The sequence below is a fragment of the Desulfonauticus autotrophicus genome (assembly GCF_055381725.1).
In genome coordinates this window covers 1559174-1573796 of sequence record NZ_AP042395.1, presented here as the reverse complement: position 1 = coordinate 1573796, position 14623 = coordinate 1559174, and the positions used below count along the sequence as shown (strand labels likewise).

Genomic DNA, 14623 nt, shown 5'->3' with positions numbered 1-14623 from the left:
GGAAACAAAATGCAGGAACAGAAAATTCCACAGGGCTACAAAAAAACAGAAATTGGCATAATCCCCCAGGATTGGGAAGTTTATGATTTAAAGCGAATTTCTACTTTAAAAGCCAGAATAGGGTGGCAGGGTTTAAAAAAGTCTGAATATCTAACCAAAGGGGATTATTATTTGATAACTGGTACTGATTTCGAAAATGGGCAAATAATATGGGACAATGTAGTTTTTGTGAGTAAAAAACGATATGAACAAGATAAAAATATACAAATAAAAAAAGAAGATATTTTGATTACTAAAGATGGTTCCATTGGTAAAATTGCTTATGTATGTGAGACCCCACCTAAACCATCAACACTGAATAGCGGAATCTTTGTTGTGAGACCTAAAAATTACGTTTATATACCGTTATTTGGTTTTTATTTATTTCACTCAAAATATTTTAAACGATTTCTTGAAAAACTTTCAGCAGGCTCTACAATTTCTCATTTATATCAAAAAGATTTTGTGAATTTTATTTTCCCTCTCCCACCCCTCTCAGAGCAGCGGGCCATTGCACGGGTTCTGTCGGATGTGGACAGGCTGATTGAGAGCCTGGACAAGCTTATAGAAAAGAAGAAAATGATGAAAAAAGGCGCTATGCAAGAGCTGCTTACCGGCAAGAGGCGACTGCCAGGGTTTACCGGAGAGTGGGTGAAGAAAAAGCTGGGGGAGATAGCAGAAATAAAGAAAGGTGATTTGATAACAGAAAAAACTGCTAAAAAAGGTAATATTCCTGTAATAGGGGGTGGAATTGAACCAACTTACTACCATAACAGATCAAACCGAGGCCCTAATACAATAACTATAAGTGCATCTGGAGCAAATGCTGGTTATGTAAACTTCTATCCTTATCCTATTTTTGCATCTGATTGTTCTACTATTGAAGAAAATAATAATTATGATGTAAAATTTCTTTATCATTTCCTTAAATTAAAACAAAATGATATTATTAAACTCCAAACTGGTGGTGCACAACCACATGTATATCCGGAACAATTAAAAAATTTAATGATATATTTTCCCCCTACCCTCGAAGAGCAACAAGCCATTGCGCAAATCCTCTCCGACATGGATGCAGAAATTGAAGCACTGGAAAAGAAAAAAGAAAAGTATGAAATGATTAAAAAGGGCCTTATGGAGCAGCTCCTAACCGGAAAAATCAGGCTTAAAAACAACATAAAAGGTTGGTAATATAGCAAGAATAAAGAAGATTAACATCCAAAATTTTGGTATATTTAAAAATTTTAGTTGGGATAACCATGTAACAGATAAAAATGGTAATGTTTTAACTTTACAAGATATAAATATTATATATGGTAGAAATTATTCAGGAAAGACTACTTTATCAAGGATTATTCAAATTTTAGAATACAAAGAGTTACCAGATAGTATTTATAATCCAGAATTTGAATTAATAACTTTAGAAGAAGATGAAATAACAAATTCAAATTTTAGTAGTTTTCAGACTCCTGTCAGGGTGTTTAATGAAGACTTTGTCAGGAAACACCTCGGCTTTATTGTTGATCCTGATAAAGACATAGAACCCTTTGCAGTTTTAGGAGAAAATGTGAAGTTACAGGAAGAGATAAATGATTTAGAAAAAAGCTAGGTGCCCGAGAACCTGAACCAACAGGGTTATATATGGAGTTAATTGAAAAAGAAAAAATCAAAAAAGATAAGGAAAGTGCTTATAATAAAGCTAAAGAAGAGCTGGAAGACCAATTAAAAAAAAAGGCTACCGATAGAACTATTGGAATTAAGTATCATGCCGATAAATTTGGTGATCTAAACTATAATATATCAAAATTAAAGAATGATATCGAATATGTGTTATCAAATAAAGATTCTATTATTTCAGAAGAGGAAAAACAAAAATTAGAGGATTTAATTTATCAAAAACCTAAAGAAAAACTTAATTCATTATCTGCCGTTGATATAGACTTTGAACATTTAAAGAATAAGACAAACGAGTTAGTAGAGATGCAAGTAGTTAAAACTGAAAAAATTGAACAGCTAGTAAAAGATGCAGTATTAAATAAGTGGGTCCAAGAGGGTAAAAAACTACACGAAGAAAAACGGTTGAAATTATGTGCATTTTGTGGAAATCCCATATCAGATGATCGTTGGAATGAATTAGAAAGACATTTTGATGAAGAATCTAAAAAGCTGGAAAAAGAAATTGATAATACAATAAATGAAATAGAGAAATCTATAGAAAAAGTTAAAAAAGGTTTTATTGTTGATAAAGACTTGTTTTACTCAAAATTTCATGAAGATGTAGAGAACTTAAATGATGAGTATAAAGCAGTTTCAGCTAATATTATAAAAGAACTGGAGAAATTAAAAGTCCAATTAAAAGAAAGGAAACTTGATATTATTAATGAAAAAAAATTTCAAGATGTTGCAGATTATACAGACAAATTAAAAGAAGTGTTTATCAAGTTCGAAGAATTGGTGAAAAGAGTAAATAATTTTACAGAAAATCTTGAAGAGAAACAGAGAGAAGCTAAAGAAAAATTGAGGCATAAAGAAGTTTTTGATTATATCAATACAATAAATTATGAAGAAAAAAAATCTAAAATTGAACAATTAGAAAATGAATCTGAAAAGGCTAAAATAGAATATGAAAAGGTAGAAAGACAAATAAATAATACACTTGCAGAAATTAAAAACAAAAAAAGGCAGTTAAAAAATGAAGGGTTAGCTGCTAAAAAAATAAATGAATATCTACATAATCATTTTGGACATCATTACTTATCTCTTCAACCAATAGAAACTTCAGACGAATTTACTGAGGACAAGCAGATTAAATTTAAAGTATTCAGGGGAGATTCAATTGCTTATAACCTTAGCGAAGGAGAGAAAACTCTTGTCGCCTTTTGCTATTTTATGGCAAAATTAGATGATATAGAAACATCTGATGCTAAACCAATAATATGGATTGACGATCCTATATCCAGCCTGGACCAAAATCATGTTTATTTTATTTTTTCTTTAATACAAGCTGGTATAGTTAATAAGCAAAGATTTGAACAATTATTTATTACTACACATAATTTGCAGTTTTTAAAATATTTGAAGAGATTGAATGGAAAAAATGAGAATAATAAAAATTATAATAAATTATATTTATTTATTGAAAGGATGAACAATCATTCAATAATTAGCCAAATGCCTAAATATCTACAAGAGTATTTTACTGAATTTAACTATTTGTTTCATCAAATATACATATGCGCAACTCAGAATATTGATGATTCTAATTATCATGCTTTTTATAATTTTGGTAATAATGCTAGAAAATTCTTAGAAATTTATTTGTTCTATAAATATCCAGATTATTCAGATGATGATGAAAAGAAGAAAAAATTTTTTGGTGAAGAAATCTATACTAGTTTAATCAATAGATTAAACAATGAATATTCTCATTTAAAAGGAGTTTTAGAAAGAGGAGAGCAGCCAGTTGAAGCAATTACAGAAATCCAAAAGGTGGCTCAATTAATTTTAGATACAATAAAAAGCAAAGATGTAGATCAATATGTAGCATTACTAAATTCCATTAATTCATAAAAGAGGTATTACAATGAGTATACCTATAAATCAACCCGAAAGAAATACCCAGAACCGTATTATAAAATTTTTTCAGGAGAAGCTCGGCTATGAGTATCTGGGCAACTGGGAGACCAGAGAGGGAAACTCAAACATAGAAGAGGAGTATCTCGCAGACTTTCTACTGGCACAGGGGTATAGCCACGAGGTTATAAAAAAAGCAATAGAAAAACTAAAAAAAGTAACTGAGAATCAACAAAAATCCCTTTACGATAAAAACAAAGAATTTTACGAATTGCTTAGATATGGACACGACGTTAAGCCCTCAGTTTCGGACAAATCGGTCCATGTAAACTTTGTGGACTGGAACACTCCAGAGAACAACCACTTTGCCATTGCCGAGGAAGTAACAGTCGCAGGCAAACACACCAAGCGTCCCGACATTGTCATCTACCTCAATGGCATAGCTGTTGGAGTTTTGGAGCTAAAACGATCCAGCGTGAGCATTAGCGAGGGCATACGTCAGAACCTTGATAATCAGAAGAAAGAATTTATACAGGACTTTTTTACTACAATTCAGATAATAATGGCAGGCAACGACTCACAGGGTTTAAAATATGGAACTATCGAAACTCCAGAGCGTTATTATTTGGAATGGAAAGAGGAAAATCCCGAGTATGATCATAATCAAAAAACCACGATTCCACGATCGTTGCCAAGAGACCGCTGCGAAGTTTCCAACAATATACTTGAATGCGACCTTTATCGTCTTTTGAACAAAGAGAGATTACTTGAAATTATTCACGACTTTGTAATCTTTGACTCTGGAATTAAAAAGCTACCACGCCACAACCAATACTTTGCTGTAAAAGCTGCACAAAAAAGCATAAAGAAAAGAGAAGGCGGTATCATATGGCACACTCAGGGAAGCGGCAAATCCCTAATCATGGTATGGCTGGCTAAATGGATAAAGGAAAATATTACTGATAGCCGCGTGCTGATTGTTACCGATAGAATAGAACTGGATGAACAAATTGAAAGAGTATTCAAAGGCGTGGGAGAAGAGATTTACAGAACAAAATCTGCAAGAAAACTGATAGAGGAACTGGGACGCAAAGATCAAAACCTGATGTGTTCGCTTGTACACAAATTCGGGCGAGCCGAACCTACTGACGATGATTACAACGAGTATATAAATGAACTGGAATCAGTACTTCCTCCGAGTTTTGAACCCAAGGGAAACATATTTGTTTTTGTTGACGAATGCCACCGCACTCAATCAGGCAAGCTTCACCGGGCGATGAAAAACATTCTTCCTGGGGCTGTATTTATCGGCTTTACAGGAACTCCTTTGCTAAAGAAGGACAAACCCACTACCCTTGAAGTGTTTGGCAAATACATACATACCTACAAATTTGACGAAGGCGTTGAAGACGGTATTATTCTGGATTTGAGGTACGAAGCTCGGGACGTTGACATAAAACTTGGATCTGAGGATAAAATAGGTAAATGGTTTGAGGTCAAAACCAAAGGTCTATCCGACATTGCAAAGGCACAGCTAAAAAAGCGCTGGGGCACGTTAAAGAAGCTATACAGCTCACAGAGCAGAATGGAAAAAATAGTAGCAGATATAATCTTTGACTTTGAAACCAAGCCAAGGCTGGCTACCGGCAGGGGCAATGCCATGCTTGTAGCAGGCAGTATTTACGAAGCATGCAAATATTACGAGCTTTTCCGCTCAAAGGGGTTTGATAAGGTCGCAATAATAACATCATACCGTCCCAACATAGCAAGTATTAAAGGAGAAGAAACAGGCGAAGAAGGAGAAAAAGAGAATATAACAAAATACAAAGTATACAGAAAGATGATTGCCGATTTCTTTAATATATCCGAAGACGAAGCAGTAAAAGATTACTGGATTGATAAGTTTGAGAAAGAAATTAAGAAAAAGTTTATAGAAGAACCAGGGCAAATGAAGCTACTTATTGTGGTTGATAGACTTCTGACAGGTTTTGATGCACCAAGTGCTACTTATCTGTATATTGACAAAAAAATGAGAGACCACGGTCTGTTTCAGGCTATTTGCCGTGTAAATCGTTTGGATGATAAAGACAAAGACGACGATCTTACCAAAGAATACGGTTATATTATTGATTATCAAGACCTATTCAATAGCCTGGAAAGTGCTATTAAGGATTACACATCTGGAGCATTCGCAGAATTTGACCAGGTAGATGTCAGATGGTTTGCTTAAAGATAGGATTATGGAGGCAAAGAAAAAACTTGATGAAGCACTCGAAAAAATTGAACTCTTAACAGAAGGTGTCCCTTTTCCAAAAAGCATAAATGAATATGGTGAATATTTCATTGGTGATAACTCTGAAGAAAAACAACAGTTACGAGTTGAATTTTACAAAAGTGTATCCTCATTAGTTAGAGCGTATACCAATATAGCCAATGAACTAGATGAGGCTGGCTATTCCGAAAAAGAGCAGGAAGAAATAAAGGAAAAAGTGAAAAAATACACCGCTATAAGAGATAGTTTGAAACTAATGAGTGGTGATTATGTAGATTTTAAATTGTTTGATCCTGCCATGAGATATCTTATAGATTCCTATATTCAGGCAGAAGAGAGCAGAGTTTTGGCTTCCTTTGAAGATAGGTCATTACTGGAACTTATTGCTTTAGATGGGATTAAAAATACTATAGAAAATCTACCAAAAGAAATAGGTAGAAATAAAGAAGCGATCGCTGAAACAATAGAAAATAACATAAGAAAATTACTCATAGATAAAAGAGAAGTAAACCCAGCCTATTATGATAACATGTCTAAGATTTTAAAGATACTCATAGAACAACGTAAAAAAGAGGTAATAAACTATGAAGAGTATTTAAGACAGATAGAGAAGCTTACCAAACAATTGATAAATATGGAAGATAACGCTGAGCAATATCCTTCTAGTATAAGATCTAGTATGGCAAAGAGAGCAATATATGATAACTTAAAAGGTATAATATTTAGTATAGAAGAAGTTACTAATAAAATTGATGAAGCTATCAGAATGGTTAAGAAAGATGACTGGAGAGGTAATAAGATTAAAGAAAGGCAAATAAAGTATACAATAGCAAAAGTGTTGAATGAACTATCTCCTTTGGGAGTTAAAGAAAAATCAGAAAAATATGGTTATGATGATAGAGAAAGTGAATCTCTTGTGGATAAGATTTTTAAGATTGTAAAAAAACAAGAAGAGTATTAGAAAGCTATGATTACTAATAAGGTTTTAAGAGTAAAAGACATTGATGTGATAGTTTATAAAAAAAACATTAAGAATTATCATTTAAATGTTCTGCCTCCAGATGGAAAAGTAAGAGTATCTGTACCTCAAAATGTCTCAGATGAAGCAGTTCGTTTATTAGTAATTAAAAAATATCAATGGATAAAAAAACATAGGGAATCATTCAAGAATCAAGAACGCCAAACACTAAGAAAATATGTGTCTGGTGAAAGTCATTATTTTAAGGGGAAGAGGTATATTTTGCGGTTAGAATCAGCAAATAGACCGAAAGTCGAGATAAAAAATAAAAAATACATTTATTTTTATGTTCCGAAGGATTACACACGCGAACAAAGAGAGAAATATTACGAAAAATGGTTAAGGCGGGAGCTCAAAAAAGAATTGAACCTATTGGTTCCAAAGTGGGAAAATATAATAGGTATGAAAGCAACTGAAGTCAAGATAAAAAAAATGAAAACCAAATGGGGTAGCTGCAATCCTTTAGCTAAAAGAATTTGGATAAATTTAGAACTTATAAAAAAGCCACAAAAACATCTGGAATATGTAATACTTCACGAACTGGTGCACTTTCTAGAAAGCAAACACAACAAAAGATTTAAAGAAATAATGACTAGGTATATGCCTAATTGGGAAATTTTTAGGCGACAGTTAAACGAGTTTATTTTATAGTGGTATAATCTGAATCTTATGTTGTTAGGGGGGCCTGAAGAATTAGCTATACTATGTCAGGAAGTATGGTCAAAATATCAATCAAATCAGTTTTAAACTCTTAGGGATAAGGGAAGAACACCACTCTAAACATCATCCACCAGTCCATAGAATGACTTCAGAGAAAAGGTTTTTTTTCTGGTGGAGGCGAGGGGACTTGAACCCCCGACTTCAGACTTGCGATGCCTGCGCTCTCCCAGCTGAGCTACGCCCCCATAAGAATTTTTTAAAGCAAAAAAATAGCTTTGGCAATGTGCAGGTTGTATCTGGATAAAGTTAAAATAGTTTTTCTTTTTCTAGTCTTTTCTCTTTATTAGGTTAAGTGTAAATTTGTTTATACTCTCACCTCTCCGAGAAGGAGAGGATTTATTGCTGTAACAACGCTCAAGGAATTTAACCTTTGTGCTAAAAACAATTTAAGAAGATATATTTTCTAATATCTTGCCTTTTATTTTTTTAGAGGGTAAAAGAAAGGTATGAAAGAGCAATTAGAAGTTTTAACTAAAGAAAAATTTCCTGAGAATGACTTTTTTAATCACTTAGAAAGGGGAATGGATTTTTATTGGGAGCAAAACTACGAGCGAGCCCTGGAAGAGTGGATAGCTGCTTCTAGAAAACACTATGATGAGCCAGTTCCTTTAAAAAATTCAAAGACCATATTTTTTGGCAGCAAAATAGATATTCTCCCTGTGGTTTATTTCTTTTATACCATTTCTTCCAACCTTCTTACTGGAATGGCAGTGATTAAGGACAAAGAACATTCCTGCAGGCTCTTTTTCAAAAAAGGATATGTGGTTTTTGCCAATAGTTCTAAAACAGAGAGTAGATTGGGTAATTTTTTACTTAAACAAAAGGATATTTCTCTTCAACAACTGGAAAACATCGTACTCAAAGCCAAAGAAGAAAATAAAAGGCTTGGAACTTTTTTGGTAGAGAAAAGAATAATTTCCAGGGAGACTTTAAAAGACATTCTCAGTTTACAGGTTCAAGAAATAGTAAGTGAGGTCTTGAACTGGCAAAAAGGGAGCTATTTTTTTACTGACTGGGAAATAGGGAAAAGTGAAATACGCCATGACCCCTTAGACCTTTTGGTCCTTGCTGCCAGGCGTAAGCTTACCTTTAGTAAATTTAAAGAGCTCATTCCAGATAACAAGGTTATTTTTAAATTTTCTCCTTATATTGAAGAAGAAAGGTTAAATATACTTGGCAAATTAAACGCCAATGAAAGATTTATCTTTTCTCTTATTGATGGAAAAAGAAATATTGAACAGATTATAAACTTTAGTGGTGGAGATGAAACTTCTGTTATCAATATTTTGTACTACTTTTTAGAACAGGGTTGGATTAGAAGGACAAAGGAAGTAGTAGAGTATCAGGATGAAGAGTTTGCAGGCTTGTCCAAGTCTTTGGAGTCTTTGATTTTTATTTTTGATATTATTTATCAGGGCTTATTTAAGCAAGTTGGTACCAAGATAACTGATTTACTGGAAAATAGTTTGAAAAAAATGCCAGTAGAATATCAAAAAATTATTCAAGCTTCTCTGGTTAAGGATAAAATAGAACTTCCTAGGTTTTTAAAAAGCTTTATTCAATATTTTCCTGATGAAGAAGACAGGTATGTTTTTGTAGATATTTTTCAGGAAGTTTATCTTTATTTTTTAGAAGAAGGAGAACGCTTTCTGGGTAATTGGCTGGTTAAAGGTATAGTTGAAGACATAGCTAAAACCAAAACAGATATAGAAAAATTTTATCTTCAAACAGAGACTAAGGAAAAGTTGTTAAGGGTTTTGGATGTAATAGTAAAAAGATTCTGCTAGGAGGTAATATGGTTCAAGTATCAGATATAACTCAAATTGTAATGTTAATTGCTCTGGCCCTGACGATTTACCTGGTAATGATAATAGTTTTTTTATATGCCAGAAAAAAGTATAAGGGCGGTATTATAGAAAGTGTTATTAATTTGATTATTGCTACTATTGGTTTTCTTTTTGTTTCTGATTTGGCTTTGTTTTTGGCTACCAGTTATAACTTTTTGCTCAGTTATACCATTCATGTAGTTTTTAAGATAATAGCCATGACCTGTTTGGCTGTAGGTGGGTTAAAGTTTTTTGTTAAGTAAGCTCATAGACATTGAAGAAAGCCTTTTTTTCCTGACTTTCCTTTACGATTTTTAAGTCATTGTTTACTATGTTGATGTGATTTGTAGATGGGTCAGGAAGCAAAGAAAAGATATGTTTTATTTGGCCCTGGTTTAAGATGACCAATTCTTGCCTTGCACTATCCTGGTAGTTTACTTCAATATATCCACTAAAATTTTTGTTTTTGAGTTTGGATAAAAGCATTCCCAGGTGGCTAAATTCTGAAGATAGATGCTGGTAGATGGTATTACAGGGGATAGAGAAGATAGTGCTTAAGATGCTAATTATTTTATAGGGAAAAGCGTCAACCCAGAGCAATCCTTCTTCTTTTTGGGCCAGTTCCAGAAGGGTTTGCACTGCTTTAGAGCCACTTAGTCTTTTCCCCTCATTTTCTAAAACTCCGCCAACAATGTCTCCTTCCAGAATAAAAAAATATCCTTCTTTTTGAGGAAAATTTAAATATATAGTTCCACTAAAATCTTCTCTTTTTAAGGAGAGGATTAACCTCTCCATGAAGATAAAAAAAGTTTTTAACTTTCTATAAACAGGTTTACCTTTTAATTTTAACATAGATTAAAACTATTAAAAATAGATTTTAGAGTCAATTTTTATCTTTTAATAAAGTCAAAAAATCTAAAGGTATGGGAAAGACAGTAGTTGTTCTACCTTCTGCAGCCATTTCACGCATGGTTTGTAAATAGCGCAATTGTAAGGCCTGGGGTTGAGAGCCTATTATCTTGGCTGCTTCAGCCAGTTTTTGGGCAGCTTGGAATTCTCCTTCAGCATTTATAATCTTGGCCCTTCTTTCCCTTTCTGCTTCAGCCTGCTTGGCCATGGCTCTTTGCATTTCTTGAGGTAGGTCGATATATTTCAGCTCCACACTGGTTACTTTTATGCCCCAGGCATCAGTATGTTCGTCTAAAATACCTTGAATTATAGAATTGATTTTATCTCTATGAGCCAGAAGTTCATCCAGCTCCACTGAACCACAAACACTGCGCAAAGTGGTCTGGGCTAGCTGAGAAGTGGCAAAGTTAAAGTTTTCCACCTCTAAGATTACCTTTTTAGGATCCACTACTCTATAATAAACTACGGCATTTACTTTAATGGAAACATTATCTTTTGTAATCACATCCTGGTGGGGTACGTCCAGAGTCACTATTCGCAAATCCACTTTTACCAGCTTATCGATAACAGGAATAACGATTATCAAGCCAGGCCCTTTAGGTTCGAGCACTCTACCCAGGCGGAAAATTACTCCGCGTTCATATTCATTTAACACTCTAAGGGACGCAAAAAGAAAAAAGATAATAAGTAACAGGGGAAAACTTAAGGAGATCATTTTTCGTCCTCCTTTAGGGGAGTTATGTTTAAGGTTAATCCTTTATGGCCTACAACTTTTACTTTTTGTCCTTTTTGCAGGGGCTCAGTACTCTGGGCCTGCCAGATTTCTCCTCTTACTTTAATTTGCCCTTGTCCCTTTTGCCAGGAGATAACCTCTCCTTCGCTATGTAAGGGAATGGGGTTATGTGGCTTTTTTAGTAAAGAACGGGTGAGCAAAAACACCAGTAAGACCAGAAAAAAGGATAAGGTTAAAAAGCCTGGCAGAAAACTTTTTATACTCCAGATAAAAAAGGAGTTGGTGGGCTCGTAAAAAAAGTAAGAACCTAAAAAGAGAGCAATAAGCCCGGCTACACTCAGTAAACCATAGCTAGTAATTTTAAGCTCCAGGATAAAAAAGACAATTCCTAGAAGGATAAGTAAAATGCCTGCTAAGTTGATGGGTAAAAGCGAAAGGGCATAAAGCCCTAAAACCAAAGCCAAACTACCCACTACTCCAGGAAAAATTGTCCCTGGGTGGGAAAGTTCAAAAAATAAGCCCAGAAGGCCTCCTAAAAAGAGAAGGTAGGCTATTTGCGGGTGAAGAATATAGCTTAAAAAACTTAAAAGAGGAGAAGGACGGTAGGGGATAAGGTTGTAGTTGTTGGAAATGTTTATTTCTTGTCCTTTTAAGCGTGGTTTTCTTTGTTTTATTTGTTCCAAAAGGTCTTCTACAGAAACGGCCAGAAAATCTACCACCTTATTTAAAACTGCTTCTCCAGCTTCAATACTTGTAGCCTCAGTGATAAAGCTTTTGTAAAACTCAAAATTGCGTTTATTCTTTAGACAAAGAGACTTTAAAAGGCTTAAGGCGTCTTCTTCGACCTTTTTTTGTAAGATGGAGTTTTGTTTTTCTGATTGAAGAAAAATAGGAGTAGCTGAGCCCAGGGTGGTGTTGGGAGCCATTGCTGCCATATCTGCACTGGCTACCAAAAACACTCCCGCAGAAGCAGCATGGGCACCTTGAGGGTAGACATAGACTACTAGAGGTAAGGGGTAATTGAGTATTTGCTGGACCAGGTTGCGGGTGGAAGAGAGAAGACCGCCTGGAGTATCTAAGGTAATTACAACCAGAGCTGCCTTTTCCTGAGAAGCCTTTTTAAGCCCTTGTTCTAAAATCTGTTCCAGGACAGGGGTAACAGGCCCCTTTAGAGGCAAAAGAAAAATATTTTGGGCCAGGCTCAAGGAGGTGAAAGTTAGATAAAAAAGAAGGGATAGAATAAAAAGGAAGATTTTAAATTTGACGCGGGACATAACGCTTGAGAGCCTCCCAGACGATTTTTTTTAGTTCTCTATTATCAGGTAGCAAATCATTAAAGTCTGGTAAAGCTATAAGGAGACTTTTTTTATATTCAAAAATCTGGTTATAGGCAAAGTCCTCTTGAGGTAATAAACACTTAAAACACTCTTGGCCAAAGCAAAAAATATAAGTAGGCTGGATTTTTTTTAGGCCAAATTCAAAGAGTTCCAGATTGCAGACATATTTTTCCTGAAGAGGATAAAAGAGGGGCCAAAAAGTTATTTGTTTAGACGGCCAGTTTAGTTGGTCGTGAGCAGCGTCAAATATTTTTTTCACCAGTATTTTGCGAGGATTATTGGTTTTTGTCTGTAGGTCTAGAAGGTAGTCTTTATAAATCCAGAGGCTATAACTGAGATATCTTTTAGCTAAAAGTTTTTGTTTTAATTCTGGAGGAAAAGAAGATAAAATTTGGAGGGGGGTGAGAGCAGTATTTTTTTTAACAGCAAGGGAGTTAGTTGTTTTAGGTTTTAAAAACCACTTTAAACCAAGGCAATTTAAAATCCTGGTTTTTAAAGAGTCTTCTAGGTGGAAAGGAGAATATCCCATAAGCGCCAAGCTATTTCGGTTTTGGGTAGAAGGGGCCAATGCTCTTCTCTGCCCTTTTTATCCAGGAGAATGATTTCATTTTTGTCTTCCCCAAAGGGAGAGTGTTTTCCCACTTTGTTGGCCAGAATAAGGTCTAAATTCTTGTTTATCAGCTTGGATTTTGCTTTCGCCAAGACATCCTGGCTTTCCAAAGCAAAGCCTGCCAGTTTTTGAGTGGAAGTTTTTTTCTGACCTACAGTAGCTAAGATGTCTGGATTGGTTTCAAACTCCAGGACAAGTTTTTTTTGTTGTTCCTTTTTTAGCTTGGTCTCTCCCAGATAAGGGGGGCGAAAATCGCACACAGCTGCACTAAAAATACCCATGTCCATCTGGGGCCAGAGGTCCAGGACTTTTTCAGCCATTTGTTTTGCTGTGGTGATAGGTAGAAGAGTAAACTCTGGCAGTAAATCCAGGTCTATATTTATGGGGCCGTGAACCAGATAGACTTCTGCTCCTCTTAGCCAGGCAGCTAAAGCAATGGCTAGGCCTGTTTTTCCAGAAGAAGGATTGGACCAGAAACGAACCAAATCAAAGTATTCTCTCGTAGGTCCTGCTGTGACCAGTACTTTTTTCCTTTAAGGTCCTGAGGAGTTAAACTTTTAAGAAGATGATAATAAATAGTTTCTTCCCTGGCCAGGCGTCCCTTTCCCCTGTCTTTACAGGCTACTTCCCCTTCTTCTGGTTCAATAAGGATAAAATTATGTTTCTTTAACTTGGTTAAGTTTGCCTGGGTTAAGGGATTGGACCACATTTGGGGATTCATGGCTGGTGCCAATAGAACCCTCTGGGAAAAGGCCAGCACCTGGGTGGTTAGCAAGTTGTCCGCTAAGCCCTGGGCTATTTTATTTAAGGTGTTGGCTGTACAGGGACAGATTAAAAAAGCATTACTGTGCTGGGGATAGAGATGGGGAAAATCCTGCCTGAAATGGTCCTGTTCAGTAAATACAGGCTCTGCTCCCAGGGCCTTGAAGTTTAGGGCAGGTATAAACTTTTCTCCAGCCCGGGTTAAGGTTACGCCTACTTGCAGGTTGGATTTTAGCAGTAGGCGTAGTAAATTTAAACTCTTATAGGCTGCAATACTGCCTGTAACGCCAAGATGTACCTTTTGTCCGTAGTAATGCTCAAATACAAACACCAATTACTCCGCTTTAGGTCCTAAAGTGTTGGGTGTGCTTTCAGAGATAATGCGAGGAGTTACCCAGACTTGCATTTCTGTGGTAAAGGAACCGTCTTGAATGTGAATGATGCAATCTTTGTTGGGTTTTTCAAATACTAAAATGTATTGGCCATACTTAAAATAGGAACGAAGGGTCCAGTTTTCTTGAGGCATGGTGTTTACATAAAAGTCAAAAAGAGAAACCGCATCCACTCTACCTTCAAAGCTAACTACTCCAGCTTTAATAGCCGCAGATTCAAAGAGAATGGACTTTTTAGGAACGAGTTTCATATCAGTGGGTACTGGAATGTCATCAAAGTCATAATAGGAATGTAAAGAATCCTGGGTGTTGGTGGTTACAGGTTGAGGTGCGCTGGGAGCAACTTCTGGCTCTTTTTGCTTGCTGGCACAGCCACTAAGAATAAAAAAAGCAAGCAAAATTCCCAAGAGTAGATTTTTTTTGTTCATAAGA

General features: G+C 35.3%; 15 protein-coding genes and 1 tRNA gene. 8 read left to right on the top strand and 8 right to left on the bottom strand.

Going from position 1 to position 14623, the window contains the following annotated elements:
- Positions 1 to 9 precede the first annotated feature (9 nt).
- From ACZ42F_RS08975 to ACZ42F_RS08950, 6 genes are read left to right on the top strand one after another with little or no spacing between them, the layout of a single operon-like run.
- A complete protein-coding gene (locus ACZ42F_RS08975; protein ID WP_464278729.1) occupies positions 10 to 1230 on the top strand; it encodes a restriction endonuclease subunit S in 1221 nt (406 codons plus the stop codon).
- Position 1231: 1 nt separating this feature from the next.
- On the top strand, positions 1232 to 1648 hold the full coding sequence (locus ACZ42F_RS08970) for an AAA family ATPase (RefSeq protein ID WP_464280243.1): 417 nt from the start codon (positions 1232 to 1234) through the stop codon (positions 1646 to 1648).
- Positions 1649 to 1680: 32 nt separating this feature from the next.
- Positions 1681 to 3609, top strand: coding sequence for an AAA family ATPase (locus ACZ42F_RS08965; protein ID WP_464278728.1), 1929 nt, complete (start codon positions 1681 to 1683; stop codon positions 3607 to 3609).
- A 13-nt stretch (positions 3610 to 3622) separates the two neighbouring features.
- Positions 3623 to 5842, top strand: coding sequence for a type I restriction endonuclease subunit R (locus tag ACZ42F_RS08960; RefSeq protein ID WP_464278727.1), 2220 nt, complete (start codon positions 3623 to 3625; stop codon positions 5840 to 5842).
- On the top strand, positions 5823 to 6845 hold the full coding sequence (locus tag ACZ42F_RS08955) for a hypothetical protein (RefSeq protein ID WP_464278726.1): 1023 nt from the start codon (positions 5823 to 5825) through the stop codon (positions 6843 to 6845). The genes ACZ42F_RS08960 and ACZ42F_RS08955 overlap by 20 nt, the downstream gene beginning before the upstream one ends.
- Before the next feature lie 6 nt (positions 6846 to 6851).
- The gene (locus ACZ42F_RS08950) at positions 6852 to 7553 is read left to right on the top strand and encodes a M48 family metallopeptidase (protein ID WP_464278725.1); all 702 of its coding nucleotides are present in this window, start codon (positions 6852 to 6854) and stop codon (positions 7551 to 7553) included.
- A gap of 178 nt (positions 7554 to 7731) precedes the next feature.
- Here the strand turns inward: ACZ42F_RS08950 and ACZ42F_RS08945 are convergent.
- Positions 7732 to 7807, bottom strand: a tRNA-Ala gene (locus ACZ42F_RS08945).
- Between the two features lie 261 nt (positions 7808 to 8068).
- Between ACZ42F_RS08945 and ACZ42F_RS08940 the strand changes: the two genes are divergently transcribed.
- Complete coding sequence (locus ACZ42F_RS08940) at positions 8069 to 9409, top strand: DUF4388 domain-containing protein (RefSeq protein WP_464278724.1); 1341 nt, start codon at positions 8069 to 8071, stop codon at positions 9407 to 9409.
- Positions 9410 to 9417: 8 nt separating this feature from the next.
- Positions 9418 to 9711, top strand: a complete 294-nt coding sequence (locus ACZ42F_RS08935) for a hypothetical protein (protein ID WP_464278723.1) — start codon at positions 9418 to 9420, stop codon at positions 9709 to 9711.
- Here ACZ42F_RS08935 and ACZ42F_RS08930 read toward each other — a convergent pair.
- From ACZ42F_RS08930 to ACZ42F_RS08900, 7 genes are read right to left on the bottom strand one after another with little or no spacing between them, the layout of a single operon-like run.
- A complete protein-coding gene (locus ACZ42F_RS08930; RefSeq protein WP_464278722.1) occupies positions 9704 to 10300 on the bottom strand; it encodes a hypothetical protein in 597 nt (198 codons plus the stop codon). The genes ACZ42F_RS08935 and ACZ42F_RS08930 overlap by 8 nt on opposite strands.
- 31 nt (positions 10301 to 10331) lie before the next feature.
- A complete protein-coding gene (locus tag ACZ42F_RS08925; RefSeq protein ID WP_464278721.1) occupies positions 10332 to 11072 on the bottom strand; it encodes a slipin family protein in 741 nt (246 codons plus the stop codon).
- On the bottom strand, positions 11069 to 12364 hold the full coding sequence (locus ACZ42F_RS08920) for an NfeD family protein (protein ID WP_464278720.1): 1296 nt from the start codon (positions 12362 to 12364) through the stop codon (positions 11069 to 11071). The genes ACZ42F_RS08925 and ACZ42F_RS08920 overlap by 4 nt, the downstream gene beginning before the upstream one ends.
- Positions 12345 to 12956 carry a hypothetical protein gene (locus ACZ42F_RS08915; protein ID WP_464278719.1) on the bottom strand — a complete coding sequence of 204 codons (612 nt, stop codon included), beginning with the start codon at positions 12954 to 12956 and terminating at the stop codon, positions 12345 to 12347. The genes ACZ42F_RS08920 and ACZ42F_RS08915 overlap by 20 nt, the downstream gene beginning before the upstream one ends.
- Positions 12932 to 13522 (bottom strand): phosphopantothenoylcysteine decarboxylase domain-containing protein, encoded by a 591-nt coding sequence (locus ACZ42F_RS08910; RefSeq protein WP_464278718.1) that lies wholly within the window; start codon positions 13520 to 13522, stop codon positions 12932 to 12934. Before ACZ42F_RS08910 ends, ACZ42F_RS08915 begins: the two co-directional genes overlap by 25 nt.
- Complete coding sequence (locus ACZ42F_RS08905; RefSeq protein ID WP_464278717.1) at positions 13477 to 14130, bottom strand: flavoprotein; 654 nt, start codon at positions 14128 to 14130, stop codon at positions 13477 to 13479. Before ACZ42F_RS08905 ends, ACZ42F_RS08910 begins: the two co-directional genes overlap by 46 nt.
- Before the next feature lie 3 nt (positions 14131 to 14133).
- Positions 14134 to 14619, bottom strand: coding sequence for a hypothetical protein (locus ACZ42F_RS08900; protein WP_464278716.1), 486 nt, complete (start codon positions 14617 to 14619; stop codon positions 14134 to 14136).
- Between the last annotated feature and the right edge of the window lie 4 nt (positions 14620 to 14623).

What these genes read in the sequence shown, in the direction of transcription:
- ACZ42F_RS08940 (WP_464278724.1), top strand. Translation starts at nt 8,069, where the DNA reads ATGAAAGAGCAATTAGAAGTTTTAACTAAAGAAAAATTTCCTGAGAAT.
- ACZ42F_RS08935 (WP_464278723.1), top strand. Translation starts at nt 9,418, where the DNA reads ATGGTTCAAGTATCAGATATAACTCAAATTGTAATGTTAATTGCTCTG.
- ACZ42F_RS08900 (WP_464278716.1), bottom strand. Translation starts at nt 14,619, where the DNA reads ATGAACAAAAAAAATCTACTCTTGGGAATTTTGCTTGCTTTTTTTATT.
- ACZ42F_RS08975 (WP_464278729.1), top strand. Translation starts at nt 10, where the DNA reads ATGCAGGAACAGAAAATTCCACAGGGCTACAAAAAAACAGAAATTGGC.
- ACZ42F_RS08925 (WP_464278721.1), bottom strand. Translation starts at nt 11,072, where the DNA reads ATGATCTCCTTAAGTTTTCCCCTGTTACTTATTATCTTTTTTCTTTTT.
- ACZ42F_RS08915 (WP_464278719.1), bottom strand. Translation starts at nt 12,956, where the DNA reads ATGGGATATTCTCCTTTCCACCTAGAAGACTCTTTAAAAACCAGGATT.
- ACZ42F_RS08960 (WP_464278727.1), top strand. Translation starts at nt 3,623, where the DNA reads ATGAGTATACCTATAAATCAACCCGAAAGAAATACCCAGAACCGTATT.
- ACZ42F_RS08955 (WP_464278726.1), top strand. Translation starts at nt 5,823, where the DNA reads ATGTCAGATGGTTTGCTTAAAGATAGGATTATGGAGGCAAAGAAAAAA.
- ACZ42F_RS08930 (WP_464278722.1), bottom strand. Translation starts at nt 10,300, where the DNA reads ATGTTAAAATTAAAAGGTAAACCTGTTTATAGAAAGTTAAAAACTTTT.
- ACZ42F_RS08965 (WP_464278728.1), top strand. Translation starts at nt 1,681, where the DNA reads ATGGAGTTAATTGAAAAAGAAAAAATCAAAAAAGATAAGGAAAGTGCT.
- ACZ42F_RS08950 (WP_464278725.1), top strand. Translation starts at nt 6,852, where the DNA reads ATGATTACTAATAAGGTTTTAAGAGTAAAAGACATTGATGTGATAGTT.
- ACZ42F_RS08920 (WP_464278720.1), bottom strand. Translation starts at nt 12,364, where the DNA reads ATGTCCCGCGTCAAATTTAAAATCTTCCTTTTTATTCTATCCCTTCTT.